Origin of the sequence: Roseateles sp. PN1 (assembly GCF_038419725.1) — a bacterium.
Taxonomy (GTDB): Bacteria; Pseudomonadota; Gammaproteobacteria; order Burkholderiales; family Burkholderiaceae_C; genus Paucibacter_A.
Genome location: NZ_JBCARA010000007.1, coordinates 132,441 through 156,722, shown reverse-complemented (window position 1 = coordinate 156,722; position 24,282 = coordinate 132,441). Strand labels below are relative to the sequence as shown.

The 24,282-nt window shown below is 65.6% G+C and carries 28 protein-coding genes; 12 read left to right on the top strand and 16 right to left on the bottom strand.

The window, feature by feature from the left end; translation table 11 throughout:
* The first annotated feature begins 1 nt into the window (after nt 1).
* Genes AABB87_RS12885 through AABB87_RS12835 form a run of 11 tightly spaced genes read left to right on the top strand, consistent with a single transcriptional unit; the run spans nt 2 to nt 10,439 of the window.
* Nucleotides 2-1,009, top strand: coding sequence for a FecCD family ABC transporter permease (locus tag AABB87_RS12885; protein ID WP_341971612.1), 1,008 nt, complete (start codon nt 2-4; stop codon nt 1,007-1,009).
* On the top strand, nt 1,006-1,869 hold the full coding sequence (locus AABB87_RS12880; protein WP_341971611.1) for an ABC transporter ATP-binding protein: 864 nt from the start codon (nt 1,006-1,008) through the stop codon (nt 1,867-1,869). Before AABB87_RS12885 ends, AABB87_RS12880 begins: the two co-directional genes overlap by 4 nt.
* Nucleotides 1,862-3,178: a cobyrinate a,c-diamide synthase gene (locus AABB87_RS12875; protein WP_341971610.1), complete on the top strand. Its 1,317-nt coding sequence runs from the start codon at nt 1,862-1,864 to the stop codon at nt 3,176-3,178. The genes AABB87_RS12880 and AABB87_RS12875 overlap by 8 nt, the downstream gene beginning before the upstream one ends.
* A 10-nt stretch (nt 3,179-3,188) precedes the next feature.
* Nucleotides 3,189-3,758, top strand: a complete 570-nt coding sequence (gene cobO / locus AABB87_RS12870) for a cob(I)yrinic acid a,c-diamide adenosyltransferase (RefSeq protein WP_341971609.1) — start codon at nt 3,189-3,191, stop codon at nt 3,756-3,758.
* 5 nt (nt 3,759-3,763) lie between these two features.
* Complete coding sequence (gene cbiB / locus AABB87_RS12865; RefSeq protein ID WP_341971702.1) at nt 3,764-4,696, top strand: adenosylcobinamide-phosphate synthase CbiB; 933 nt, start codon at nt 3,764-3,766, stop codon at nt 4,694-4,696.
* Nucleotides 4,693-5,727 carry an aminotransferase class I/II-fold pyridoxal phosphate-dependent enzyme gene (locus tag AABB87_RS12860; RefSeq protein WP_341971608.1) on the top strand — a complete coding sequence of 345 codons (1,035 nt, stop codon included), beginning with the start codon at nt 4,693-4,695 and terminating at the stop codon, nt 5,725-5,727. Before cbiB ends, AABB87_RS12860 begins: the two co-directional genes overlap by 4 nt.
* Nucleotides 5,724-7,193: a cobyric acid synthase gene (locus AABB87_RS12855; protein WP_341971607.1), complete on the top strand. Its 1,470-nt coding sequence runs from the start codon at nt 5,724-5,726 to the stop codon at nt 7,191-7,193. The genes AABB87_RS12860 and AABB87_RS12855 overlap by 4 nt, the downstream gene beginning before the upstream one ends.
* Entirely contained in the window at nt 7,190-8,002 is an 813-nt protein-coding gene (locus AABB87_RS12850) for an ABC transporter substrate-binding protein (RefSeq protein WP_341971606.1), read from the top strand. The genes AABB87_RS12855 and AABB87_RS12850 overlap by 4 nt, the downstream gene beginning before the upstream one ends.
* Entirely contained in the window at nt 8,002-9,045 is a 1,044-nt protein-coding gene (gene cobT, locus AABB87_RS12845; protein ID WP_341971700.1) for a nicotinate-nucleotide--dimethylbenzimidazole phosphoribosyltransferase, read from the top strand. Before AABB87_RS12850 ends, cobT begins: the two co-directional genes overlap by 1 nt.
* 30 nt (nt 9,046-9,075) lie before the next feature.
* Nucleotides 9,076-9,876 (top strand): adenosylcobinamide-GDP ribazoletransferase, encoded by an 801-nt coding sequence (locus tag AABB87_RS12840; RefSeq protein ID WP_341971605.1) that lies wholly within the window; start codon nt 9,076-9,078, stop codon nt 9,874-9,876.
* Complete coding sequence (locus tag AABB87_RS12835; RefSeq protein ID WP_341971604.1) at nt 9,873-10,439, top strand: histidine phosphatase family protein; 567 nt, start codon at nt 9,873-9,875, stop codon at nt 10,437-10,439. Before AABB87_RS12840 ends, AABB87_RS12835 begins: the two co-directional genes overlap by 4 nt.
* Before the next feature lie 26 nt (nt 10,440-10,465).
* On the opposite strand, the gene AABB87_RS12830 is transcribed toward AABB87_RS12835, so the two are convergent.
* From AABB87_RS12830 to AABB87_RS12785, 10 genes are all read right to left on the bottom strand, one after another.
* On the bottom strand, nt 10,466-10,720 hold the full coding sequence (locus AABB87_RS12830) for a YfhL family 4Fe-4S dicluster ferredoxin (protein ID WP_058718605.1): 255 nt from the start codon (nt 10,718-10,720) through the stop codon (nt 10,466-10,468).
* Nucleotides 10,721-10,729: 9 nt separating this feature from the next.
* Nucleotides 10,730-11,227 carry a pantetheine-phosphate adenylyltransferase gene (gene coaD, locus AABB87_RS12825; protein ID WP_082679699.1) on the bottom strand — a complete coding sequence of 166 codons (498 nt, stop codon included), beginning with the start codon at nt 11,225-11,227 and terminating at the stop codon, nt 10,730-10,732.
* A gap of 107 nt (nt 11,228-11,334) precedes the next feature.
* Nucleotides 11,335-11,970, bottom strand: coding sequence for a 16S rRNA (guanine(966)-N(2))-methyltransferase RsmD (gene rsmD, locus AABB87_RS12820; RefSeq protein WP_445944865.1), 636 nt, complete (start codon nt 11,968-11,970; stop codon nt 11,335-11,337).
* 16 nt (nt 11,971-11,986) lie between these two features.
* Complete coding sequence (gene hisF / locus AABB87_RS12815) at nt 11,987-12,766, bottom strand: imidazole glycerol phosphate synthase subunit HisF (protein WP_341971603.1); 780 nt, start codon at nt 12,764-12,766, stop codon at nt 11,987-11,989.
* Nucleotides 12,767-12,916: 150 nt separating this feature from the next.
* A complete protein-coding gene (hisA, locus tag AABB87_RS12810; RefSeq protein WP_058718602.1) occupies nt 12,917-13,666 on the bottom strand; it encodes a 1-(5-phosphoribosyl)-5-[(5-phosphoribosylamino)methylideneamino]imidazole-4-carboxamide isomerase in 750 nt (249 codons plus the stop codon).
* 92 nt (nt 13,667-13,758) lie between these two features.
* On the bottom strand, nt 13,759-14,406 hold the full coding sequence (gene hisH, locus AABB87_RS12805) for an imidazole glycerol phosphate synthase subunit HisH (protein ID WP_341971602.1): 648 nt from the start codon (nt 14,404-14,406) through the stop codon (nt 13,759-13,761).
* A 1-nt stretch (nt 14,407) separates the two neighbouring features.
* Nucleotides 14,408-15,025: an imidazoleglycerol-phosphate dehydratase HisB gene (gene hisB / locus AABB87_RS12800; protein ID WP_058718600.1), complete on the bottom strand. Its 618-nt coding sequence runs from the start codon at nt 15,023-15,025 to the stop codon at nt 14,408-14,410.
* Nucleotides 15,025-16,110, bottom strand: coding sequence for a histidinol-phosphate transaminase (hisC, locus tag AABB87_RS12795; protein WP_341971601.1), 1,086 nt, complete (start codon nt 16,108-16,110; stop codon nt 15,025-15,027). Before hisC ends, hisB begins: the two co-directional genes overlap by 1 nt.
* Nucleotides 16,107-16,577: a PIN domain-containing protein gene (locus AABB87_RS12790; protein ID WP_341971600.1), complete on the bottom strand. Its 471-nt coding sequence runs from the start codon at nt 16,575-16,577 to the stop codon at nt 16,107-16,109. The genes hisC and AABB87_RS12790 overlap by 4 nt, the downstream gene beginning before the upstream one ends.
* Nucleotides 16,574-16,795 (bottom strand): hypothetical protein, encoded by a 222-nt coding sequence (locus AABB87_RS12785; protein WP_058718597.1) that lies wholly within the window; start codon nt 16,793-16,795, stop codon nt 16,574-16,576. The genes AABB87_RS12790 and AABB87_RS12785 overlap by 4 nt, the downstream gene beginning before the upstream one ends.
* A gap of 316 nt (nt 16,796-17,111) precedes the next feature.
* On the opposite strand from AABB87_RS12785, the gene AABB87_RS12780 reads away from it, so the two are divergent.
* The gene (locus tag AABB87_RS12780) at nt 17,112-17,942 is read left to right on the top strand and encodes a PEP-CTERM sorting domain-containing protein (protein WP_341971599.1); all 831 of its coding nucleotides are present in this window, start codon (nt 17,112-17,114) and stop codon (nt 17,940-17,942) included.
* An 83-nt stretch (nt 17,943-18,025) separates the two neighbouring features.
* Here the strand turns inward: AABB87_RS12780 and hisD are convergent, their stop codons facing one another.
* From hisD to AABB87_RS12750, 6 genes are all read right to left on the bottom strand, one after another.
* On the bottom strand, nt 18,026-19,336 hold the full coding sequence (gene hisD / locus AABB87_RS12775) for a histidinol dehydrogenase (RefSeq protein ID WP_341971598.1): 1,311 nt from the start codon (nt 19,334-19,336) through the stop codon (nt 18,026-18,028).
* Between the two features lie 30 nt (nt 19,337-19,366).
* The gene (gene hisG, locus AABB87_RS12770; RefSeq protein ID WP_058722008.1) at nt 19,367-20,005 is read right to left on the bottom strand and encodes an ATP phosphoribosyltransferase; all 639 of its coding nucleotides are present in this window, start codon (nt 20,003-20,005) and stop codon (nt 19,367-19,369) included.
* 13 nt (nt 20,006-20,018) lie between these two features.
* The gene (locus AABB87_RS12765) at nt 20,019-20,270 is read right to left on the bottom strand and encodes a BolA family protein (RefSeq protein WP_058718594.1); all 252 of its coding nucleotides are present in this window, start codon (nt 20,268-20,270) and stop codon (nt 20,019-20,021) included.
* Nucleotides 20,271-20,334: 64 nt separating this feature from the next.
* Nucleotides 20,335-22,401: a S9 family peptidase gene (locus tag AABB87_RS12760; RefSeq protein ID WP_341971597.1), complete on the bottom strand. Its 2,067-nt coding sequence runs from the start codon at nt 22,399-22,401 to the stop codon at nt 20,335-20,337.
* Between the two features lie 113 nt (nt 22,402-22,514).
* Nucleotides 22,515-23,285 carry an ABC transporter permease gene (locus AABB87_RS12755; protein WP_341971596.1) on the bottom strand — a complete coding sequence of 257 codons (771 nt, stop codon included), beginning with the start codon at nt 23,283-23,285 and terminating at the stop codon, nt 22,515-22,517.
* Nucleotides 23,282-24,238, bottom strand: a complete 957-nt coding sequence (locus AABB87_RS12750; RefSeq protein ID WP_341971698.1) for an ABC transporter ATP-binding protein — start codon at nt 24,236-24,238, stop codon at nt 23,282-23,284. Before AABB87_RS12750 ends, AABB87_RS12755 begins: the two co-directional genes overlap by 4 nt.
* Nucleotides 24,239-24,282 lie beyond the last annotated feature (44 nt).

Sequence of the window (24,282 nt, the reverse complement as noted above, 5' to 3'; positions counted from 1 at the left end):
CATGAGCCCCAGCGCGCAACGCATTGCCCCCTGGCCGCTGCTGGCCGGGCTGCTGCTGGCCGGCGCCTTGATGATGCTGCTCGGCGTGGCGGTGGGCAGCACCGGCTTCGCCTTCACCTGGCTGCATGACGACGCCATGGCGCAGCAAATCCTCTGGCAAATCCGCCTGCCGCGCTCGCTCGGCGCCTGGTTGGCGGGCGCCTTGCTGGGCCTGGCCGGCGCCATCACCCAAGGCCTGTTCCGCAATCCGCTGGCCGACCCCTATTTGCTGGGCAGTGCGGCCGGCGCGCGCTTAGGCGTGGCGATCACGCTGGCCTTGTTCGGCGGCTCGCCGCAATCCCTGCAATGGCTGGAGCGCCTGGGCCTGACGGGCGCAGCCTTCTGCGGCACCTTGCTGGGCGTGTCCCTGGCCTTGATGATGGCGCGCGGTGTTGAGCACACCCTGCGCCTGCTGCTGGCCGGTGTGGTGGTGGGCGTGGTGTTGGGCGCCATCACCGATCTGATCACCCTGGCCACGCCCGACATCATGCGCACCATGGCCGCCTTTGTGCTTGGCACCACCGGCTTTCTGGGCTGGAATAGCGTGGCGCTGATGGCGGCCGTGCTGCTGATCAGCCTGGCCGTGGCTTTGGGCGGCAGCCAGGCGCTCGACGCCCTGACCCTGGGCGAGGCCACGGCGCAGTCCCTGGGCGTGCGCCTGAGCCTGGTGCGCATGGCCTTGATCGCCGCCTTCGCCCTGGCCACCGGCACGGCGGTGGCGCAGACCGGCATGATCGCCTTCGTCGGCCTGGTGGCGCCGCATCTGGTGCGCAATCTGTGCCCCGCGCCGCATGGCAAATTGCTGCTGCTATCGGCCTGCGCAGGTGGCCTGCTGCTGCTGAGTGCCGATATTTTGTCGCGCTGGATTCTGGCCCCGCAGGAGCTGCCGGTGGGTGTCATCACCGCCATCCTGGGTGGCGGCTATCTGCTGCGCCTGATGCACCGCCAACGCAGCCGGAGGGCCGCATGAGCACAAAGAATCTGACACAGCCCGCCGCCCTGCATGCGCGCGAACTCAGCGTCAGCTTGTCCGGCCACCCGGTGCTGCACCGCATTGAGTTGGCCCTGCCCGAGCGCCGCTGGACCGCCATCGTCGGCCCCAATGGCGCCGGCAAATCCACCCTGCTGCGCGCACTGGCGGGCCTGACGCCCAGCCTCGGCAGCATCGAATTATTGGGGCAGCCACTACACGCGCGCCCGGTCAAGCAAAGAGCGCGTGAGCTGTCCTGGCTCGGCCAGAACGAGGCTAGCGGCGATGACCTCAGCGCGCAAGATGTGGTGATGCTGGGCCGTCTGCCGCACCGCGCCTGGCTGGCCCCGCCAAGCGGGGCCGATCACGCCGCCGTCGAGACCGCCATGCGCCAAACCCAAAGCTGGGACTGGCGCGCCCGCAGCCTGGGCACTTTGTCCGGCGGCGAGCGCCAGCGCGTGCTACTGGCGCGGGCCCTGGCGGTGCAGGCCCAGGTGCTGATGATGGACGAGCCCCTGGCCCATCTGGACCCGCCGCATCAGGCCGACTGGCTGCAGATCGTGCGCGATCAGGTGCGTGCCGATCACACGGTGATCAGCGTGCTGCACGAACTCAATGTCGCCCTGCAGGCCGACTGGCTGGTGGTGATGAGCGAGGGGCGGGTGCGCCACTGCGGCAGCCCGGCCGAGGCCGCCACGCGCGCCGCCCTGCAAGAAGTATTCGACCATCGCCTGCAACTGATCGAGTGGCAAGGCCAGTGGCTGGCCCTGCCCGGTGCGCCGGCATCCAGCGCCAGCACGCCACGCTCAGTTGCCGCCACCACCAGCAATGTCCTGCCTTTGAAGGCCCGCCATGAATGAATGCCAAGCGCTGTTGATCAGCGCGCCCTCCTCCGGTTCCGGCAAGACCAGCGTCACCGCGGCCATCGCCCGCTGGCAGCGCCGCCTGGGCCGCCGCGTGCGCGTCTTCAAGACCGGCCCCGACTACCTGGACCCGATGATTCTGGAACGCGCCAGCGGCCACCCGGTCTACCAACTGGACCTGTTCATGGGTGGCTTGGATCACTGCCGCGCCCTTCTGGCCGAAGCGGCGGCGAGCGCGGACTTGATCCTGGTCGAAGGCGTGATGGGCTTGTTTGACGGCGATCCCAGCAGCGCCGACCTGGCGGCCGCCTTCGGCCTGCCGGTGCTGGCGGTGATCGACGCCTCGGCCATGGCCCAAACCTTCGCCGCCCTGGCCACCGGCCTGCAGCGCTTTCGCGCCGATGTGTCGGTGTGCGGCGTGGTCGCCAACCGAGTCGGCAGCGCCGCCCACGGCAAGATGGTGGCGCAAGGCCTGCCGCCCGAGCTGCCGCTGGTGGCCGCCCTGCCGCGCGATGAGAGCCTCAGCCTGCCGGAGCGCCACCTCGGCCTGGTGCAAGCGCTGGAGCTGCCCGAACTGGACGCACAGCTGGACGCCTGGGCCGACCAGTTCGCCCGCGCGCTGGAGCCTGACTTTGAATTCCCCCGCGTCAGCTTCGAGGGCGCGGCCGAGCGCTTCGCCGGCGCACTGGCCGAAGCCGACCCGCAAGCCCTGGCCGGCCGCCGCATCGCGGTGGCGCAGGACGCGGCCTTCAGCTTCATCTACCCCGCCAATCTGGACTGCCTGCGCGCGCTGGGCGCCGAGCTGCTGATGTTCTCGCCGCTGCAGGGTCAGGCCTTGCCGGCCTGCGACGCACTCTGGCTGCCCGGCGGCTACCCGGAGCTGCATGCGCAAACCCTGCGCCAGCATCCGAGCTTTTTTGCCGACCTGCGCCAACACCTGGCCGCCGGCCGGCCGCTGCTGGCGGAATGCGGCGGCATGCTGTGCCTGCTGGATCAGCTGCTGGATGTCGATGGCCAGCCCCATGCCATGGCCGGTGTGATGCCAGGCAGCGCCCGCATGCAAAGCCGCCTGGCCGCCCTTGGCCTGCAAGCCATCGACTGGCCCGAAGGCCCGCTGCGCGGCCACAGCTTCCACTACTCAACCCTGGGCACGCCGCTGCCGGCGATCGCCACCGCCCACAACCCCAATGGCGGGCGCACGACTGAATCGCTCTACCAACAGGGTTCCCTGCGCGCCAGCTATATCCACCACTATTTCGCCTCGAACCCGGCCGCTGTGGCGGCCTTCTTCGGCGGCCAGCCCTGAGCCTGAAACCATGCAAATCGAACAACCCCCAGTCGACCGCGAACGCATCATCCCCACCGCCGAGCGACGCGGCCTGATCCTGGTCCACACCGGCGACGGCAAGGGCAAGAGCACGGCCGCCTTTGGCCTGGCCCTGCGCGCACATGGCCGTGGCAAGGCGGTGAAGATCTATCAATTCATGAAAGTGCCCAGCGCCCGCTTCGGCGAGCACCGCCTGTTCGAACAACTCGGTGTGCCCATCGAAGGCTTGGGCGACGGCTTCAGCTGGAAGAGCAAGGACCTGGAACACAGCGCGCAACTGGCGCGCGACGGCTGGGAACGTGCCGCCGCGACGATTGCCGCTGGTGAGCATTTCCTGGTCGTACTGGACGAGATCATGTATCCGCTGCGCTATGGCTGGCTGCCGCTGGAGCCGGTGCTGCAAGCCTTGCGCGAGCGGCCTGCCCATGTGCATGTGGTGCTGACCGGCCGCAACGCGCCGGAGGAGCTGATTGAGTTGGCCGACACCGTCACCGAGATGGCTTTGATCAAGCATCACTTCAAGGCCGGTGTGCCGGCCCAACGCGGTATTGAAGACTGATGAGCATGGCCCTGCTGCTGCCGCTGGCCATGCTGGTGGCCTTGCTGGTGGACCGCCTGTTTGGCGAACCGCCGGTGTGGGCGCATCCGGTGGTGGGCATGGGCGCTTATCTGCAGCGCGGCTCGCAATGGCTGCAGTCACTGGGGCCAGCGGCCGGCTTTACGGCAGGGGCCTTGCGTTGGTGGCTAGGCGCACTCTTGGTTGTGGCCGCGACGGTGATGCTGGAGACCGGCCTGATCCGCGGCGTGGAGCCCTGGCAGGCCAGCGGCCGCATGCTGGGCTGCGCCCTGCTGCTGGGCTTGATGCTCAAGCCCTTGCTGTCTTGGCGCATGCTGAGTGAGGAAGTGGCGGCGGTGGAGCTGGCCTTGCAGGACTCCCTGGAGGCCGGGCGGGCGCGCCTGTCCCGCTTGGTCAGCCGCGACACCTCGGCGCTGAGCGCGGCGGAAGTGCGCGAGGCCGCCATCGAAACCCTGGCCGAGAACCTCAATGACTCGGTCGTGGCACCGCTTTTCTGGTTCATGGTCGCGGGCCTGCCGGGCGCGGCGCTCTACCGCTTCGCCAACACGGCGGATGCCATGTGGGGCTACCACGGCCGCTGGGAATGGGCCGGCAAATGGGCCGCCTGGGCAGACGACTGGCTGTCTTGGCTGCCGGCCCGCATCACCGGCCTGGCCCTGCTGAGCTGGCGCCTGCACTGGCTCACAAAGCTGCGCCGCGAGGCGCGCAAAACACCGTCACCCAACGGCGGCTGGCCCATGGGCGCCATGGCTTTGCGCCTGAATCTGCGCCTGGCCAAACCGGGAACTTACGAACTCAACCCCACCGGTAGCGAGCCCGACAGCAGCGCCATCGCCCGGGCCTACGGCTTGGCACTGTCTGCCATGCTGAAGTCGACCGCGCTGCTGGCCTTTGGCGCTTTTGTGCTGAGGTTGCCATGAGGCTGAACGAGCATGGCGGCAGCGACGCCGGGCCCGCCGTGGCGCACGATTTTTCCAGCAACGCCAGCCCCTTGGGCCCGCCGCCGCCGCTGCTGGCGGCCGTGCTGGGCGCCGAGCGTGAGCGCTACCCGGACCCCGCCTACACCGCGCTGCGCGCGCAGCTGGGCGCCGCGACCGGTGTTGAACCCGAGCGCGTGCTGCCCTGCTCCGGCGGCGCCGAGGCCATTCGCCGGCTCAGCCTGGCGGCGCTGCTGGCCGGCAGCCGCTGCGTTTGGGTGCCGCAGCCGGGCTTTGGTGATTACGCGGCGGCCGCCCTGGCATTGAACATGAAGGTGCGCAGCTACCGCAGCATCACGGAACTTTGCCAGGGCCTGGCCGATGCTGACTTAGTGTGGGTCTGCGAGCCCTGCAACCCGAGCGGCAGCACGCTGTCTGGCGAGGAATGGCAAGCGCTGAGCCTGGCCCTGCAAGCCGCCAAGGCCAGCCTGGCCATCGACCAGGCTTACGAGCCCCTGCGCCTGCATGGCCACAGCCAGCTGCCCGCCGATTTGGCGGCACAAGCCTGGCGCCTGCATTGCCCCAACAAGGCCTTGGGCCTGACCGGCGTGCGCGCGGCCTATCTGCTGGCGCCAGCTCAAGCTGATCGCCTGCTGGCGCACGCCCAGGCGGTGGCCCCCAGCTGGGTTTTGTCCAGCGAAGGCTGCGCCTTGCTGATGCATTGGCATAGCGAAGACACCCGCCGCCATTTGAGCGAGGTCAGGAGCGTGCTGCGCGGCTGGCAAGCGGCGCAGCAGCAGATGCTGGCCGAGTTGGATTGGCAACAAACCCCCAGCTGCAGCAATTTTTGGCTGGCCCGGCCCAGCCAGGCGCTTTGCCTGCAGCGCCTGCGCAATAGCCACAACGACGGCGGCATCAAGCTGCGCGACGCGCAAAGCTTTGGCCTGCCAGGCTGGGTCCGCCTGTCGGTCCAGCCCCCCGAATCACAAGCGGCGCTGCGCGCAGCCCTGCAAGAGGAGTTGAAAACACAATGAGTCGCGCCAAAGCAGTCATGGTGCTGGGCACCACCAGCGGTGCCGGCAAAAGCTGGCTGGCCACCGCGCTATGCCGCTGGTATGCGCGCCAAGGCCTGAAGGTGGCCCCCTTCAAGGCGCAGAACATGAGCAATAACGCCCGTGTTGTGCAGGGCTTGCAAGGCGCGATGGGCGAGATTGGCTCGGCCCAATACTTCCAAGCCCTGGCCGCGCGCCGCACGCCCGAGGTGCGCATGAACCCGGTCCTGCTCAAGCCCGAGAAAGACACCGCCTCGCAGGTGATTGTCTTGGGCGAGGTGGACACCGCCCTGACCGAGATGCCCTGGCGCGAGCGCAGCGAAAAGCTCTGGCTGCGCGCCCGCCCGGCCCTGCATGAGCTGATGGCGGAGAACGATGTGGTGGTGATTGAAGGCGCGGGCTCGCCCGCCGAAATCAATCTGCATGCCAGCGACTACGTGAACATGCGCACCGCGCTGGAAGTGCAAGCCGCCTGCCTGCTGGTCACCGATATCGACCGTGGCGGCGCCTTTGCCCATCTCTACGGCACCCACCAATTGCTGCCCGCGCATGAACGCACTTTGATTCGCGGTTATGTGTTGAATCGCTTCCGCGGTGATGCCAGCCTGCTGGCCCCCGGCCCCGAGCAGCTGCAAGCCTTGACGGGCGTGCCCACCGTGGCGGTGCTGCCGATGTGGCGCGGCCACGGCCTGCCGGAAGAAGACGGCGTTTTCGACGACGGCTGCACCGGCGGCGGTGGCCCAGGCGTGATGAAGATTGCCATCATCGCCTACCCGCGCCTGTCCAATCTGGACGAATTCCAGCCCCTGCGCGGCCTGCCCCAGGTGCGCCTGAGCTGGGTGCGCGAACCGGCAGGACTGGTGGACGCTGACCTCATCATCCTGCCCGGCTCCAAGGCCGTGGCAGCCGACTTGGCCTGGCTGCGCGCGCAAGGCCTGGACCTGGCCGTGGCCCAACACGCAGCGGCCGGCAAAAGGGTGCTGGGCATCTGCGGCGGCCTGCAAATGCTGGGCGAAAGCCTGCTGGACCCCTTTGGTCTGGACGGCAATGCGCCGGGCTTGGGCCTGCTGCCCCTGGTCACCCAGTTCGAGCGCGAGAAACTGTTGCGCCCGGCCCAGCTGCGCTTCAGCGCGCTGACCGCGCCTTGGGGTGACTTGAGCGCCGTGCAGGCCCAAGGTTATGAAATTCACCATGGCCGCAGCGCCCAACACCCTAGCCTGGCCCCGGCCCAGCCGGCCGTCTTGAGCGACAGCGGCGAGGTGATTGGCTGGCAAGCCGGCTCGGTGCTGGGCTGCTATGCCCACGGCCTGTTCGAGGACCCTTTGGTAATGCGCGCCCTGTTCGGCGCCGCCACGCCCAGCCTGGACTCGGTGTTCGAGGGCCTCGCCGACTACGTCGATCAACACTTTGCCCCCGGCGTGCTGGCGGGCTTGCTGGACGCGCCATGACTCAAGCAACAAGCCAAGGCCAGGCCATCCCGCAACGCATCGCCTGCCTATCCACGGAGGCGGTGGACACGCTTTACCGCCTGGGCGCGCAAGCGCATATCGCCGGCATCTCCGGCTACACCGTCTACCCGCCCGAGGCGCGCCAGGAAAAGCCCAAGATCAGCGGCTTTTCCAGCATGAAGCTGGAGAAGATCACGGCCGTGCAGCCCGATCTGGTGATTGGCTTTTCAGACCTGCAGCGGCCCTTGCTGGAGGAATGCGAGCGCGCCGGCCTGGCCACGCTGTGGTTCGACCAGCGCAGCCTGGCCGGCATCCACGCCATGGTGCTGCGCCTGGGCGAGCTGGTGAATCGGCAAGTGCAAGCCCTGACCCTCTGCGCCGAATTGCAGGCCCGCCAGGATGAGATTGCCGCCGCTGCGGCCCGCCTGCCACGCCGCCCGCGGGTCTATTTCGAAGAATGGGACGAGCCCATGATTTGCGGCATCGGTTGGGTCAGCGAAATCATTCAGCTGGCCGGTGGCGAGGATGTCTTCGCCGAACGTGCCCAAGCCGGCTTTGCCAAACAACGCATCGTCTCGCCCAGCGAGGTGCTGGCCCAACGCCCCGAGCTGATCCTCGGCTCTTGGTGCGGCAAGCGCTTCGCGCCCGACAAGGTGCTAGCGCGGCCCGGCTTTGCCGAGCTGGGCGGCCGCCTGATTGAAATCAAATCCGCCGACATTTTGTCGCCCGGCCCCACGGCCATCACACGCGGGGCCGGCCAGGTATTGGCCGCCCTGCAAAGCCTCACCGATACCGAGTCCCCCGCATGATGCAAGACCTGATCCCCACCATTCCCTCCCTGGCCGACGCCGCCCTGAGCACCGCCTTGCAAGAGCGTATCGACGGCAAGACCAAGCCGCTGGGCTCGCTGGGCCTGCTGGAAGGCTTGATGCTGCGCCTGGGTCTGATTCAGGGCAGCCTGAGCCCGCAACTGCGCGATCCGCAGCTGATGGTGTTTGCCGGTGACCATGGCCTGACGGCGCAGGGCGTGTCGGCCTTCCCCAGCGAAGTGACCTGGCAGATGGTGGAAAACTTCCTGGCCGGCGGCGCCGCCGTCAGCGTGCTGGCGCGCCAGCATGGGCTGGAGATGACGGTGGTGGACGCCGGCGTGGCCCATGACTTTGCGCCACGCCCGGGCCTGATCATCGCCAAGATCGCCAAGGGCACGCAGGACGCCACCCTACACAGCGCCATGAGCATTGATCAATGCGCCACCGCCATCGCCGCCGGCAAGAACCTGCTGCGCCAGCGCCCGGGCAATGCGCTGCTGCTGGGCGAAATGGGCATCGGCAATACCTCCAGCGCGGCCCTGCTGCTGGCCCGCCTGAGCGGCGCCCCGATTGCCGAATGCGCCGGCCGCGGCACCGGCCTGGACGACGCTGGCCTGACGCGCAAGATCAGCGTACTGGACACCGTGCTGCAAAAACATGCGTACGCCAAAGAGCCTTTGCAGGCCCTGGCTGCCTTCGGCGGCTTCGAGATCGCGATGATGGTGGGTGCCATTTTGCAAGCCGCGCTGGAGCGCCGCGTGATCGTGGTGGACGGCTTCATCACCAGCGCCGCCGTGCTGGTGGCCGCGCGCCTGCAGCCGGCTGTGCTGGAACGCTGCGTGTTTGCGCACCATTCCGAAGAGCGCGGCCACACCCTGATGCTGCAAGCCTGCGGCGCCACACCCTTGCTGAACCTGGGCCTGCGCCTGGGCGAAGGCTCGGGCGCCGCCCTGGCCTGGCCGCTGCTGGAGTCGAGCTGCCGGATCATGAGCGAGATGGCCAGCTTTGCTTCGGCCGGAGTGAGCGAGAAGGAAGCGGCTTAATCAAGCACGGCCTCGGATACGCTCGCCACCATGCGCCATCTCTTGCACCAAGTCCGCCTCTTCTTCATCGCCCTGCAGTTCTTCACCCGCTGCCCGGTGCCGGCCTGGGTCGGCTTCGAGCCGGCTTGGCTGCAGCAATGCGCACGCTACTTCCCGGTGGTGGGCACGCTGGTGGGCTTGTTTGCGGCAGCCGTGCTGTGGGCGGCCAGTTGGATTTGGCCGGCCAGCATCGCGGTGGGCCTGAGCATTGCCGCCAGCGTCTGGCTGACCGGCGGCTTCCACGAAGACGGCTGGGCCGATACCTGCGACGGCCTGGGCGGCGCGGTCAGCCGCGAGAAGGCGCTGCTGATCATGAAGGACTCGCGCATCGGCAGCTATGGCGCGCTGGGCCTGATCCTGATGCTCGGTCTCAAAGCCGCAGCCTTGCTGGCCTTGCTGGAAGCCGACCCCCACCTGGGCCTGGCCGCCCTGGTGTGGGCCCACAGCGCCTCACGCCTGGCGCCCGTCTGGCTGATGAGCGCCTCGGCCTACGCGGGTGACGCCGACCATGCCAAAGCCAAGCCTCTGGCCACGCAGGCCAGCAGCGGCACGCTGTATTTCGGCCTGGCCTGGCTGTTGTTGCTGAGCGGCTTGATGGCCGCGTACGACTCCGCCTGGGTGCCCGGCCTGTGCGCCGCCTGGGTGGCCGGTGGCGCGGCGACCTTGGCCATGCAAAGCTGGCTGGAGCGCCGCCTGGGCGGCTACACCGGTGACAACTTGGGCGCCACCCAGCAGATCGTCGAGCTGGTGATTCTGTTGAGCCTGCTGGCCCTGGTGGGCGTGTTCACATGAGTGCGCCGCAAGCCCCGGCACGCGTCTGGCGCCACCCCAAGCCCGAGGGTGCGGCCGGCCTGTGTGTGGGAGCGCGCAGCGATTTGCCGGTGCACTGGCGCCGCGCCAAACGCTTGGCCAGGCGCATTCAGGCTTTGGCGCGGCGGGAGCGCCTGCCGAACCGGGTCATCACCTCGCCACTGCAACGCTGTGCCAGCGTGGGTGTTTGGCTACGCCGCTGGGGTTGGCAACATCACCGCGATCCTGCCCTGCTGGAGCTGGACTTCGGCACCTGGGACGGCCTCGCATGGACGCAGATCAGCCAAGCCGAGGTGGACGCATGGGTGAATAACTTCAGCGCCCACGCGCCCGGCGGCGGTGAGTCACTGGCGCACATGCTCCAACGCGTGCAAGCCTGGCCGCTGCCGGCCGGCGCGCTGATCGTCAGCCATGGCGGCTGGATGTTGGCTCGGCAATGGCTCAGTGAGCATGGCGATGCCCTACCCCAAGCCACCAGCTGGCCACGCCCGCCGGGCTATGGCGAATGCCGGCAGTTTCAGCCGGGGCAGGTGTCAGAGATTTGATGTTTGGCGGCGGCGCACAGGCCGCTTCAGGCCTTCGCCGCCGTCAGCCGCAGATACTTGGCCATCAAGGTTTCCTGGCCTTCAACAAAAGCCGGGTTGACCGGGATGCAGGCCACCGGGCACAGCTGCACGCATTGCGGCTCATCGAAATGACCCACGCATTCGGTGCACTTGCTGGGCTCGATTTGATAGAACTCCTCGCCCATCGAAATCGCTTCGTTCGGGCATTCGGGCTCGCATACATCGCAATTGATGCATTCATCCGTGATCATCAAAGCCATGACGAACCCTCACTCACCCTTGATGCGCTCAAGCAAACGCTCGCGCACCGAAGGGGAAACAAACTTGGACACATCGCCGCCCAGGCTGGCGATCTCGCGCACAAAGGTGCCGGAGATGAACTGGAACTGATCCGAAGGCGTCAAGAACACCGTTTCCACATCGGGCATCAGCTGGCGGTTCATGCCGGCCATCTGGAATTCGTATTCGAAGTCGCTGACGGCACGCAGGCCGCGCACCACCACCTTGCCGCCATGCTCCACCACGAAGTTGCGCAGCAAGCCGCGGAAGGGAATCACTTCCACATTGGGGTATTTGGCCGCCAGCTCGGTGGCGATTTCCAGCCGCTCTTCGATGCTGAACATGGTGCGCTTGTGATGGCCGGCCGCCACCGCCACGATCAGGCGCTCAAACAAGCGGCTGGCGCGGCGCATCAGATCCTCATGGCCCAGGGTCATGGGATCGAAGGTGCCGGGATAAACGGCGGTGAGTACGGTGACAGAGGTCAAGGCAAAGGCTCCATTCGAGGTGGGCGATTATCCCCTGGGCCAGGCCAAACCCGGGCGCTGGCTCGCGCATCACCCCTTAGCCAAGCGGGCGCCTTGCACCAACTGGATTAGATCGGCGCGCCCGAACGCTGCAAGAGCTGGAAGTGAACGGCACCCGCTTTGCCCGAACGCAGCTGCTCCAGGCCCAGCTCCGCCGGCGCTTCGATCGGCTCGCCGGCTTCCAGATAAATGAAGCCACCCAGCGTCAGCAGCGGCACGGCGGCGGCCAAGGCGGGCAAATACAGATCGAGGCCAAAGGGCGGGTCCAGCAACACCAGCTCGAATCGCGGTGCCGCATGGCGCGCCAGCCAAGCCAGCGAGTCGGTGCATTCGACCCGCATATTGGAAGCCTTCAAACGCTCGCGGCTGCTGTTCAGGCTGCGGGCCAATTCGGCGTCACGCTCCAAGAGCACGACCTCGGTCGCGCCGCGCGAAGCGGCCTCAAAACCCAGGGCACCACTGCCGGCAAAAGCGTCCAGCACGTGCCAGCCGTCAAGGTCCTGGCCCAGCCAGTTGAACAAGGTTTCGCGCACGCGGTCGGGCGTGGGGCGCAGACCCGGCTTGTCAGCCACCGGCAGCTTGGAGCGCTTCCATTGCCCGCCGATGATGCGCACCTCGCGCGCGGCCATGCGCGGGCCGCCGGCCGCTTTTTGAGTGTGGGCGGCTTTTGCCTTGGCGGCAACGCTGGAACGGGGGCGGTTCATAGAGCTGGCCGGAAATTCACAGTCGCACCGGAATGCCACGAGCCGCCATCAAGGCCTTGGCCTCGCCCACGGTGTGATGGCCGTAGTGGAAGATGCTGGCGGCCAGCACCGCGTCGGCGCCGCCGATTTGCACGCCATCGGCCAGATCTTCCAGCGAACCCACGCCGCCGGAGGCAATCACCGGCACCGACACCGCATCACTGACCGCGCGGGTCAGTTCCAGGTCGAAGCCGCTGCGGGTGCCATCACGGTCCATGCTGGTGAGCAGAATTTCACCGGCGCCGTACGCGGCCATCTGGCGCGCCCAGGCCACCGCGTCGAGGCCAACGTTCTTGCGGCCGCCGTGGCTGTAGATGTCCCAGCCCGGGCCGCGTGCGGCCAGGTCATCGCCCTGGCGGCGCTTGGCGTCGATGGCCACGACGATGCACTGCGCGCCGTATTTTTCGGACGCATCCCGAATCACCTGCGGATTCGCAATCGCGGCCGAGTTGAAGGAGACCTTGTCGGCACCCGCGTTCAAGAGCCGGCGCACATCGGCCACCTCGCGCACGCCGCCACCCACCGTCAGGGGGATGAAGACTTGGCTCGCCACGGCTTCGATGATGTGCAGGATCAGATCGCGCCCATCCGAAGTGGCGGTGATGTCCAGAAAGGTCAGCTCGTCGGCGCCCTGCTCGTTGTAGCGGGCGGCGATTTCCACCGGGTCGCCGGCATCGCGCAGCTCGGTGAAATTGACGCCCTTGACGACGCGACCACCGGTCACGTCGAGGCAGGGAATGATGCGTTTGGCGAGCATGGGCTGTTCTTTTCTCGGGGCGGGGTGAAATCGCCCCATCACTTCAGGCGGGTGATGAACGTATCAAGCGGACCTGGGCCCGCCGTTCATTGGACTAAAACTGAGAATCTGAGACTAAGAGGCGGGCGGCGAGAGAGCCGCCCGAAACACTCATTCCTCGCCGTCGACCCACTCGTCGGCCAGCTTCTGGCCGGCGGCCAGATCGAGGTCACCGGTGTAGATGGCGCGGCCGCAGATGACGCCTTCAACGCCCTCGCGCTCCACCTCGCACAAGGCCTTGATGTCGGCCAGATTGGACAGGCCGCCGGAGGCAATGACGGGGATCGTCAGCGCCTGCGCCAGCTTGACCGTGGCTTCGATATTGACGCCGCTGAGCATGCCGTCGCGGCCGATGTCGGTGTAGATCACACCTTCCACACCGTAGTCCTCGAACTTGCGGGCCAGGTCGATCACTTCGTGACCGGTCAGCTTGCTCCAACCATCGGTGGCGACCTTGCCGTCCTTGGCATCCAGGCCCACGATGATGTGGCCGCCAAAGGCCGAGCAGGCGTCTTTCAAGAAGCCCGGGCTCTTGACGGCGGCGGTGCCGATGATGACGTAGCTGATGCCGCTGTCCAGATAGCGTTCGATGGTGTCGAGGTCGCGGATGCCGCCACCCAGCTGCACGGGGATCTCGTCCCCCACCTCGCGCAAGATGGCCTTGATGGCAGCCTCATTCACGGGCTTGCCCGCAAACGCGCCATTCAGGTCGACCAGATGCAAGCGCCGGGCGCCCGCATCCAGCCAGCGCCTGGCCATTGCGGCGGGGTCCTCGCCAAAGGTGGTGGAGTCGTTCATATCGCCTTGTTTGAGGCGAACGCAGCGACCGTCTTTCAGGTCAATAGCAGGTATCAGCAGCATGGCCGAGTGAGGTGGTGGGGATGAAGGGAAGTGGGAGGGAGCTGAGAAGGTGTCTGCGGCGCGGCCAAGAGCTGAGGCATTCTTGGCAAGGCTCAGGGCTTCCAGTGCAGGAAGTTTCGGTACAGGGCAAGACCCAGGGCAGCACTTTTCTCGGGGTGGAATTGGGTGGCGAAAATATTATCCCGGGCGACCGCGCAGGTAAAGCGTGCGCCGTAATCGCATTCCCCGGCGCTGTGGTGCGCATCTAACGGCGCGGCGTAGTAGCTGTGCACGAAGTAGAACCAGGACTGATCGGGCACCCCCGCCCAGATGGCATGGGGCCGCGCTTGGCGAACCTGATTCCAGCCCATCTGCGGCACTTTGTAGCGGCTGCCATCGGGCTGGATCTGGCCCTCCAGCTGAAAGCGCTTCACCTTGCCGGGAATCAGGCCCAGGCCCGGCGTGTCTTGCTCTTCGCTGTGATCGAGCAGCATTTGCATGCCCACGCACACGCCCATCAACGGCTTGCGGGCGGCGGCGTCCAGCACCGCTTCCTTCAAGCCGGAATCAGCCAATTCGCGCATGCAGTCGCGCATGGCACCTTGGCCGGGCAACACCACCCGCTCGGCGGCGTAGACCTGTTCGGGGTTGGCGGTGATCACCACCTCCAGGCCCGAGTCTTGCGCCACATGCAGCACGGCCTGCGAGACCGAACGCAGATTGCCCATGCCGTAATCAACGACGGCCACGGTTCTAGTCATGTCAGAGCGTTCCCTTGGTTGACGGAATCACGCCGGCCGAGCGCGGGTCCAGCGTCATCGCCATGCGCAGCGCGCGGCCAAAGGCCTTGAAGATGGTCTCACACTGATGATGGGCGTTATGCCCCTTCAGATTGTCCACATGCAGGCTGACGCCGGCGTGGTTGACGAAGCCCTGGAAGAACTCGAACGCCAGTTGGGTGTCAAAGGCACCGATGCTGCCGGCGGTGAACTTCACGTCCATGGCCAGGCCGGGGCGGCCGGAAAAATCCACCACCACGCGCGACAGCGCTTCGTCCAGCGGCACATAGCTGTGGCCGTAGCGCGTCAGGCCTTTTTTGTCGCCAATCGCTTGCGCCACCGCCAGGCCGAGGGTGATGCCCACGTCTTCCACCGTGTGGTGGCCGTCGATATGCAAATCGCCCTTGGCGTCAATGTCCAGATCGATCATGCCGTGGCGGGCGATCTGGTCCAGCATATGGTCAAAGAAGCCGATGCCGGTGCTGAGCTTGGCCTCGCCCGTGCCGTCAAGATTGACGCGCACGGTGATCTGCGTTTCCTTGGTGTTACGGCTGATCTCGGCAATGCGTGGTGAAGTTGAGGGTGAGGAGGTCGTGGTCATCAAAGGCTCTCTTTCAGCGCGGCCAGCAAGGCCTGGTTCTCATCTGCCGTGCCCACCGTGATGCGCAGGCAATTCTTCAACAGGGGGTGGGCGGCCGAGGAATTCTTGACCAGCACGCCGCGCGCCTTCAGCGCCGCGAACAGTGCCGGCGCGTCCGGCACGCGCGTCAAAATCATATTGCCCTGGCTGGGATAGGGCTGCACGCCGGGCAAGCTCTGCAGCGCCGCAAACAGCACTTCGCGCTGCGCCCGCAGCTCGGCGGCTTGGGCGGCATAAACCTCGGCATGTTCCAGCGCAAACAAGCCGGCCTCGGCATTCAGCACGCTGATGTTGAAAGGTGGGCGCACCTTGTCGATCTCAGCCACCAGGGCTTGCTGGCCGATCAAGTAGCCGATGCGCACACCCGCCAGGCCGAACTTGCTCATGGTGCGCATCACCAGCAGCTGCGGGTAACGGCTTAGCCAATGCATGGCATCGCTGCTGGCAAAGGGCTGGTAGGCCTCGTCCATCACCACCAGGCCGGGCGCGGCCTCGATGATTTGCTCGATCACCGCGGCATCCCACAGGTTGCCGGTCGGGTTGTTCGGGTAAGCCAGGTAAATCAGCGCGGGCTGATGCTCGGCAATGGCTGCCAGCATGGCCGGGCCGTCCAGGGCGAAGTCCTCGCTGCGCAGCGGCACGCCAACGTATTTGAGGCCTTGGTAGCGGGCCGAAATCTCGTACATCACAAAGCTGGGCTCAGGCGACAGCACCACGGCGCCGGAGCGGCTCAGCGCCATGCTGAGCATGGTGATCAGCTCGTCCGAGCCATTGCCCAAGGTGATGGCGCAACCTACCGGCATCTTGGCGTGGCGAGCCAGCGCGGCCGCCAGCGTTGCGGTGCTCTCGGCCGGATAACGGTTGATCGCGACGGCACCCAAGCGCTCGCCCAACGCTTGCTGCAGCTCGGGCGGCAAGCGAAAGGGGTTCTCCATCACGTCCAGCTTGACCAGGCCATGGCTTGGCGCCACGGCATAGGCCTGGGTGGCCCGCACGTCTTCGCGCACGCTTTGCAGGGCTTGATTCAAACGCGGGCTGATGGTCATGGCAAAAAGCCCTTGCTGCTGGGGCTGGTCAAAAGGGGGTTGATGATTTGCACACTGTCGAGCTGCAACTCCGCCGGCAACTCCAGGCTCAACAGCAAGCTGCAGCCCTGCGCCTTGGCGGCGGCCACGATCAGCGCGTCGACATAAGGCAGGCCGAAACGGCTCTCGATGGACCAGGCGCTTTCCACCGTCGCATGGTCAATCGCCCAGGGCTGCCAGCGCTGATAACGCCGCACCTCGGCGCGCGCGTCGCCATTGGGCATGGGCGGTGTGATGCGGGTGGTGACCTGGGCATAAAAGTCGTTCAGCACCTGGGTCGAGACCCGGCCCAGACGCCGCAGCCAAAGCACGCGCAGCCAGTCCATCACGGCCGCGCGGGCGGCCTCATCGGCGCCATCCTCGCTGCAGATCAGCACGGAGGTATCGACGAAGACAAAGCCTTCACTGGCGAGCGGCAAGGCGCTCATTTGGCAGCGCTCCGCTGCGGATAAGCCTGGCCGTCAGACACCCAGGAGCGCTCGCGATGCAACCAATCCTGCATGGCGCGCTCATAAGCATCGTCATGCCGCATTTTCTCGGCCAGCATCTCACCCACCAGGCGCGAGACGCTGGTATTGCGCCTGGCGGCCTCCAGCCGTGCCCATTCGGCGACGCTGTCTTCCATGCTGACGGTGACGTTTTTCATGTCTTGTGTGCCGGACCGAGCGCAGCGAGCTCGGGCACCAACTGATTAAGCGGGTTCTGTGTGCCGGACCGAGCGAGCTGCGCCCAGGCAAGCGCTGATCAAATTCATTGTCCGCAAGATTAACACGAAGTTCGTGCAACACGAAGTTCGTGTCATCAAGACCCCCAATAGCTAGGGGCTAGGCGCTGACTGCGATAGGAATAGATTGGTGCACCCTTGTTGCACCGCGCTCGGGCCACCCAAAGGAGTCAATCGCATGTCACAGCATTTCTCGACAGCCCGACCTTCAGCCCGGCATTCAAGCCTACAGCCGGCCTTGGCCGCCCTCATCCTCCTGGCCAGCATGAGCCATGCGCAAGCCCAGTCCTACCAACTCAGCGCCTACACCCGCAGCCACGCGGCAGATTTTCTGCACAACGACGACAAGACCGACTTCCAAAACTTCGACTGGCTCGATAAACCCCAGGCCCTGACCTTGAACAGCCTGGATACCCAGGCCCAGGTGGTCAGCGGCGGCAAGGCAAGCGCCAAGGTCTTGGCCAGCATCGGCATGCTCAAGGCCTACGCCTTCGCCAGCTACCCCTACGGCTATGACGCCCAGGGCCATCTGGTGCAATACGGTTACGGGAACGGCACGGCGCAAGCCAGCTTCTTCGATACCTTGGTGGTCAGCAGCAACACGCTGGCCATCGGCACGCCGGTGAGCTATCGCATGGACTTCACCATCAATGGCACGCTGTCCTCACCCAATTTTGAGCTGGGCGGCTATCTCAGCGCCAGTGGCATTGCCGAGATGAGGCTGCGGGATCGCGAGAGCGGGGAGACCAGCATCTTGAGCTGGAATGCAAGCACCCAGGCCACAGGCGTCTACTCCTTGGTGCTGAACACCCAGGTCGGGCACACGCTGAGCATCAACGGCATGCTTTACGCAGGGGCCGACGTAGGTTCTTACGCCCAGACCGGGCGCAGCACCGAAGCCGATTTTTATCACTCGGCCTACTATCAGCTCAGCCCTTCGGACAGCGGGCTCAACACCACGGGCTTGAGTGGGCACGATTTTTTGACCACCGCCGTGCCCGAGCCCGCCAGCTATGCGCTACTGGCCCTGGGACTAGGGCTGCTTGGGCTTACTCGCCGGCGCAGCTAGGCGGTCTGCGGCTTTAGCGGCCAGGCCGCTCTCTCGCGCTTCAAGCGCGGGGCCGCCAATTTGCCCTTCAGGCGCAGCTCCGCTTAACCCTTCAAGCGCAGCTCCGCTGCGCGGGCATGCGCCTGCAGCCCTTCGCCATAAGCCAGCTCAGCGGCGATGGGGCCCAGAATTTGCGCCCCGGCTTCACTAACCTCGATCAGGCTGCTGCGCTTTTGGAAGTCATACACGCCCAGCGGCGATGAAAACCGCGCCGTGCCCGAGGTGGGCAGCACATGGTTGGGGCCGGCGCAGTAGTCACCCAGGGACTCGCTGGTGAAAGCGCCCAGGAAGATCGCTCCGGCGTGACGCAGCTGCGGCTCCCAGCGATGCGGCTCGCTGCTGGACACTTCCAGATGCTCGGGCGCAATGCGGTTGCTGATCTCGCAGGCCTCGTCCATCGAGCGGGTGTGGATCAAGGCGCCGCGCCCTTCCAGCGAGGCGCGAATCACCGCCTGGCGCGGCATGGTGGGCAAGAGGCGCTCGATCGCCTCGGCCACGCGGGCGATGTAATCGGCATCGGGGCACAGCAGAATACTCTGCGCCAGCTCGTCATGCTCGGCCTGGCTGAACAAATCCATCGCCACCCAGTCGGGCGGCGTGCTGCCATCGGCCAGCACCAGAATCTCGCTGGGGCCGGCAATCATGTCGATGCCGACTTGGCCGAACACATGCTTTTTGGCGCTGGCCACATAGGCGTTGCCGGGGCCGGTGATCTTGTCCACGCGCGGGATGGTGGCCGTGCCGTAGGCCAAGGCCGCCACCGCCTGCGAGCCGCCGACGGTGAAGGCGCGGCTGACGCCGGCCACATAGGCCGCGGCCAAGACCAGGGGGTTCTTCTCGCCCTTGGGCGTGGGCACCACCATGATGATTTCAGGCACGCCGGCCACATGGGCGGGGATGGCGTTCATCAGCACGCTACTGGGATAAGCCGCCTTGCCGCCGGGCACATAGATGCCCACACGGTCCAGCGGGGTCACTTTTTGCCCGAGCAGATTGCCGTCAGCATCGCGGTAGCTCCAGCTCAAGCCGGAGTGCTGTTTTTGCAGCTCGTGATAGCTGCGCACCCGCGCCGCAGCGGCTTGCAAAGCCGTGCGTTGGGCGGGGGTGATGGCATCAAAAGCCGCTTTCAGCTCGTCCCGAGTCAGCTCCAGCTCGCTCATGCTGCTGACGCTGAGCTGATCAAAGCGTGCGGTGTAGTCCAGCACGGCGGCGTCGCCACGGGCGCGCACATCGGCCAGGATCTCGGCCACCCGGGTTTCGATGCCCGCATCTGTTTCCGCCGACCAATGCAGCACCCGCTGGAACTCGGCTTCAAAAGTGGCGGAGGCGGTGCTGAGTTGGCGCAGATTCAACATGGACTGGGTGGGCTCGGACGGGTGGGGTGTTTACTTAACGATGGCGGAAGCGAAGGCGTCGATCATGCGACGCAGCGGCTCTTGCTTGAGCTTGAGCGCGGCCTGATTGACCACCAGGCGGGAGGAGATATCCATGATCTGCTCCACCTCGACCAGATGATTGGCCTTGAGCGTGTTGCCGGTGGACACCAGGTCAACGATGGCATCGGCCAAGCCGGTCAGCGGCGCCAACTCCATCGAACCGTAGAGCTTGATCAGATCGACGTGCACGCCCTTGTCGGCGAAATGCTGGCGGGCGATTTCGGTGTATTTGGTGGCAACGCGCAGGCGCGAACCCTGCTTGACGGCGCCCGCATAGTCGAAGTCATCGCGCACCGCCACGCTCATGCGGCAGCGGGCGATATTGAGGTCCAGCGGCTGGTACATGCCGTCCACGCCATGCTCGATCAGCACATCGCGCCCGACCACGCCGAGGTCGGCGCCGCCGTACTGCACATAGGTGGGCACATCGCTGGCGCGCACCAGCACCACGCGCACGGCGGGGTTGTTGGTGGCCAGAATGAGCTTGCGCGAGGTTTCCGGATCTTCCAGCACCGTGATGCCAGCTGCCTTCAGCAGGGGCAAGGTCTCTTCGAAGATGCGGCCTTTGGAGAGCGCCAGGGTAATCATCATCGTCATCGCCTCAGCCCTGGGCCGCGGCCCATTCGGCCGGGGTCAGGGTCTTCTGCATGGATAGGGCATGAATCTCTTCCTTCATGCGCTCGCCCAGCACGGTGTAAACCAGCTGATGGCGGCGCACGCGGCTGAGGCCTTCGAATTGCGAGGACACGATGGTGGCAAAGAAATGCCTGCCATCGCCCTCAACATGCAGGTGTTCGCAGGGCAAGCCTGCGGCGATGTATTGCTGTACTTGAGCGGGTGTAGGGTCGGCCATGCGGGGAATTGTAGGGCGGCTCAAGACCCGACCCTGCCCCAGCCTCAGCCAGACCCGTCAAGACTCAGGGTTTCAGCAAGGTCTCACGCATGAACAAAATCATGGAATAGAACTGGAAGTCCTGGTTCTCCTTGCGGGAGAAACCATGGCCTTCGTTGTCGGCGCGCAGGTACCAAACCGGCGTGCCCAGTTCGCGCACCTTGGCCACAATCTGCTCGGCCTCGGTGTAAGGCACGCGCGGATCATTCTTGCCCTGCACCACGAACAGCGGCTTGCGGATCTTGCTGGCATTGGTGAGCGGCGAGATTTGCTCCAGATGCGCACGCATGGCCGGATCACGCTCGTCGCCATACTCAACCCGGCGCAGATCGCGGCGGTAGCTCTCGGTATTGGTCAAGAAGGTGACGAAGTGCGAGATGCCCACCACATCGATGGAGCCAGCGATCCGGTCGGCGTAATGCGTGGCCGTGGCCAGCGTCATATAGCCGCCGTAGCTGCCACCCATGATCAGCACGCGGGAGGCATCCAAATTGGGCTGGGTCGCGATCCAGTCCAGCAACGCACCGATGTCCTTGACCGAGTCCTCGCGCTTGAAGCCGTTGTCCAGGCTCAAGAAGGTTTTGCCGAAGCCGCTGGAGCCGCGCACATTGGGCTGGATCAAGGCGATGCCCTGCTCCATCACAAAGTAGTTATTGCGCGCCAGGAAGCCGATGCTGGCCTGGCCTTCTGGGCCGCCGTGGATAGAGATCAAGACCGGGCGCTTGCCGGGGAACTTATCGGCCGGCGGCTGGGTCAGCAGGCCCGAAATGCTCAGGCCATCAAAGCTCTTCCAGCGGATGATTTGCTGCTCGGGGAACTTGGCGGTGTCCACGCCGGGCGGGGCGTAGGACTGGGTCCAGGCCTCAATCTGTGCCTTGCCCGCCTTCGCCGACTTGGCCAGATTCAGGCTATAGACCTGGCTAGGGCCTTGCGCATTGTTGATGCTGAAAGCCAACTCGCCACGACCATGGTCAAAGTAGGCGGCGCCCAGATTGCCGGCCGGCAGGCGCGGCGTGGGCAGGGGCTTGGCGCTAGCAGCGTCGAACAAGCGAAGCTCATTGCGCCCTTCCACATTGAACTGGGCCGCCACGATCTTGCCGTCATGGCTGAAGCTGACGCCGCTGGCATCCCAGGGAATGCCGGCGCTGACGCGCTGCGATTTACCGCTGGCCAGCTGGATGCGCTGCAACTCGCGGAACTCGCCGAAACGGTCGCTGCTGAACCACAGCTGCTTGTTGTCATGGCTGAAACCGGCGCTGAAATAGCTGGCTTTGGCCTCGCCTGCGGCGGGCAGCAGCTGGCGCAGCTTGGCACTGCTCAGGTCCATCAGCCAAATTTCGCTCTCGGTCGCGGAGATATAGCGTGTCAGCGCCAGCTGCTTGTCGTCCCAGGACAATTGGCCGCCAAACCAACCACCGCCGGGTAACTCGGCCAGCTTGCGGCGGGCTTTCAAGGGCTCACTGCTCTCAGGGTTGACGATCCAGAACGTGGTCGTCACCTCGGCGCGCGAGCCGCCTTTGGCGGTGCGATCCAGCGGCGTGGAGGCGTAAATCAGCTCGCCACCGGCATGCAGCCAACCGATCAAGGCATGACGCTCGTCGGCCGGCGTCAGCTGCACCGGCGCAGCGCCTTCATTCAGGCGATAAAGCTGGGCCACTTCGTCGCCGCCATTGGCGCGCTCGAACACGATGTAGCGCCCTTGCTTGGGCTCGTAGCTGGCGCGGCTGACCGGGTCGGCCGCATCGGTCAGCTTGCGCGGCTCACTGAGCTTGCCGGCCACGGGTGCCGCCAAGCTGAAGAGCTGGCTGGTGTTGCCACCGGCCGCGCGGTGCGAGACGAGCATCTCGCGCTTGGTGGGGTGCCAATCGACAAAGCTGTGGCCGCGGAAATCGGTGTAACGCGCCACCTCAGCGGCCAAGGCCTGCGGAATCGCAGGAATGCCTTGCACCAGCAAATTGGGGTTGGGAGCCAGAACCGCAGCGGCGGCGGCCGGCTCTGCGGCGGCCTCAGCGGCAATTGCCAGGCCGGGCAAACCCGACAAACAAGCACTAGCGGCCAGCGCCAGCGCACACAGTCGACGTGTGGAAGTCATGGACAGGGTCATGATGTGAGCCAAGATGAATTGAGCTGCGCATTCTGACCCAGTCTTGATGAGGGACTTGCAATCGGCGGGCGAAGCCAGGCCTCGCCCCGTTCCTTGCTCGCTTAACTGCGGATCTTATAGCCGCGACGCAGCAATTCCAGCGCCACGCTGGCGACCAGGGCGAAGGCTACCCCCACCACGCCTAAGCTGAGCCAAGGCGAGACATCGCTGACGCCAAAGAAGCCGTGGCGGAAGCCGTCGATGATGTAGAAAAACGGATTCAGGTGGCTCACCATCAGCCAGGCCGGTGGCAGCGAATGCACCGAATAGAACACGCCCGACAAAAAGGTCATGGGCATGATGATGAAGTTCTGGAAGGCGGCGAGCTGGTCAAATTTCTCCGCCCACAAGCCGGCGATCAAGCCCAGCGCGCCCATGGTGCCAGCACCCAGCGCGGCGAAGACCAAGATCCAGCCCGGCGCCACCAGGCCCAGGGGCGCAAACCAGGCCGTGACCAGCAAAACGCCCAAGCCCACCACCAACCCACGCACGATGGCCGCGCCCACATAGGCCACAAACCAGGCCCAGTGCGAAAGCGGCGTCACCAGCAAGAACACCAGATTGCCCGTCACCTTGCTTTGAATCAGCGAGGAGGAGCTATTGGCAAACGCGTTTTGCAACACGCTCATCATCACCAGGCCGGGGATCAGAAAGCTGGTGTAGCCGACGTTGTCGTAGACCTTGACATGGTTCTCCAGCGCGTGGCCGAAGATCAGCAAATAGAGCACCGAGGTCAGAACCGGCGCGGCCACGGTCTGGAAGCTAACCTTCCAAAAGCGCAGCACTTCTTTGTAAAACAGGGTTCGTGCGCCCTGCAAAATCATGGCGCTCATGCCTGCACTCCTTGTTGTTGTTCTTGTTGGCCTTGCTGTTCTTTCGGCGCACTGAGCGACGCGCCCTGCATGATCTCCAGGAACACATCCTCCAGATCAGCGCGGCCAATCTCCAGGTCTTCCACCTGGCATTGCGCGGCCCGCAGTGTGGCCAGAATGGTTTCGACCTCGGCGGCGTCATGCGCCTTGATCTGCACGATACGGCCAGTGATGCGGGCCTGTGGCGCCAAGGCAGCGGGCAATTGGCCGTCGGTCTTGAAGCGCAGCATGGTGGCAGCGCGGCCCTTGAGCAGATCGCTGGTGCGGTCCAGCGCCACGATGCGGCCTTGCTTCAACATCGCCAGGCGGCCGCACAGGGCCTCGGCCTCTTCCAGGTAATGGGTGGTCAGCAAGACGGTATGGCCCTCGCGGTTCAGGCGGGCGATGAACTGCCACAGGGTCTGGCGCAGTTCCACATCCACACCGGCGGTGGGCTCGTCCAGCACGATGACCGGCGGGCGATGCACCAGGGCCTGCGCCACCAGCACCCGGCGCTTCATACCGCCGGAAAGCTGGCGCATATTGGCATTGGCCTTGTCCGCCAGGCCCAGTTCGCTCAGCAACTCGTCGATCCAGGCCTCGTTGTTGTGCACACCAAAGTAGCCACTTTGAATCTTCAGCGACTCGCGCACGCTGAAAAAGGGGTCGAACACCAATTCCTGCGGCACGATGCCCAGCGCGCGCCGCGCCGCGCCGTAGTCTTTCACCACATCGTGACCCAGCACCTCAACCCGCCCGCCGCTGGCTTGGGCCAGACCGGCCAAGATGCTGATCAAGCTGGTTTTGCCGGCGCCGTTGGGGCCCAAGAGCCCGAAGAACTCGCCTTGGGCAATGTCGAAGGAGACGCCGTCCAGCGCCCTCACCTGCCCGCCGCGATAGGTTTTGCTGACGTTCTGAAACGAAATGGCCGGCACGGCGCCGGCCTGGGGACTAATTTGTGTGCGCATATCCTTGATTG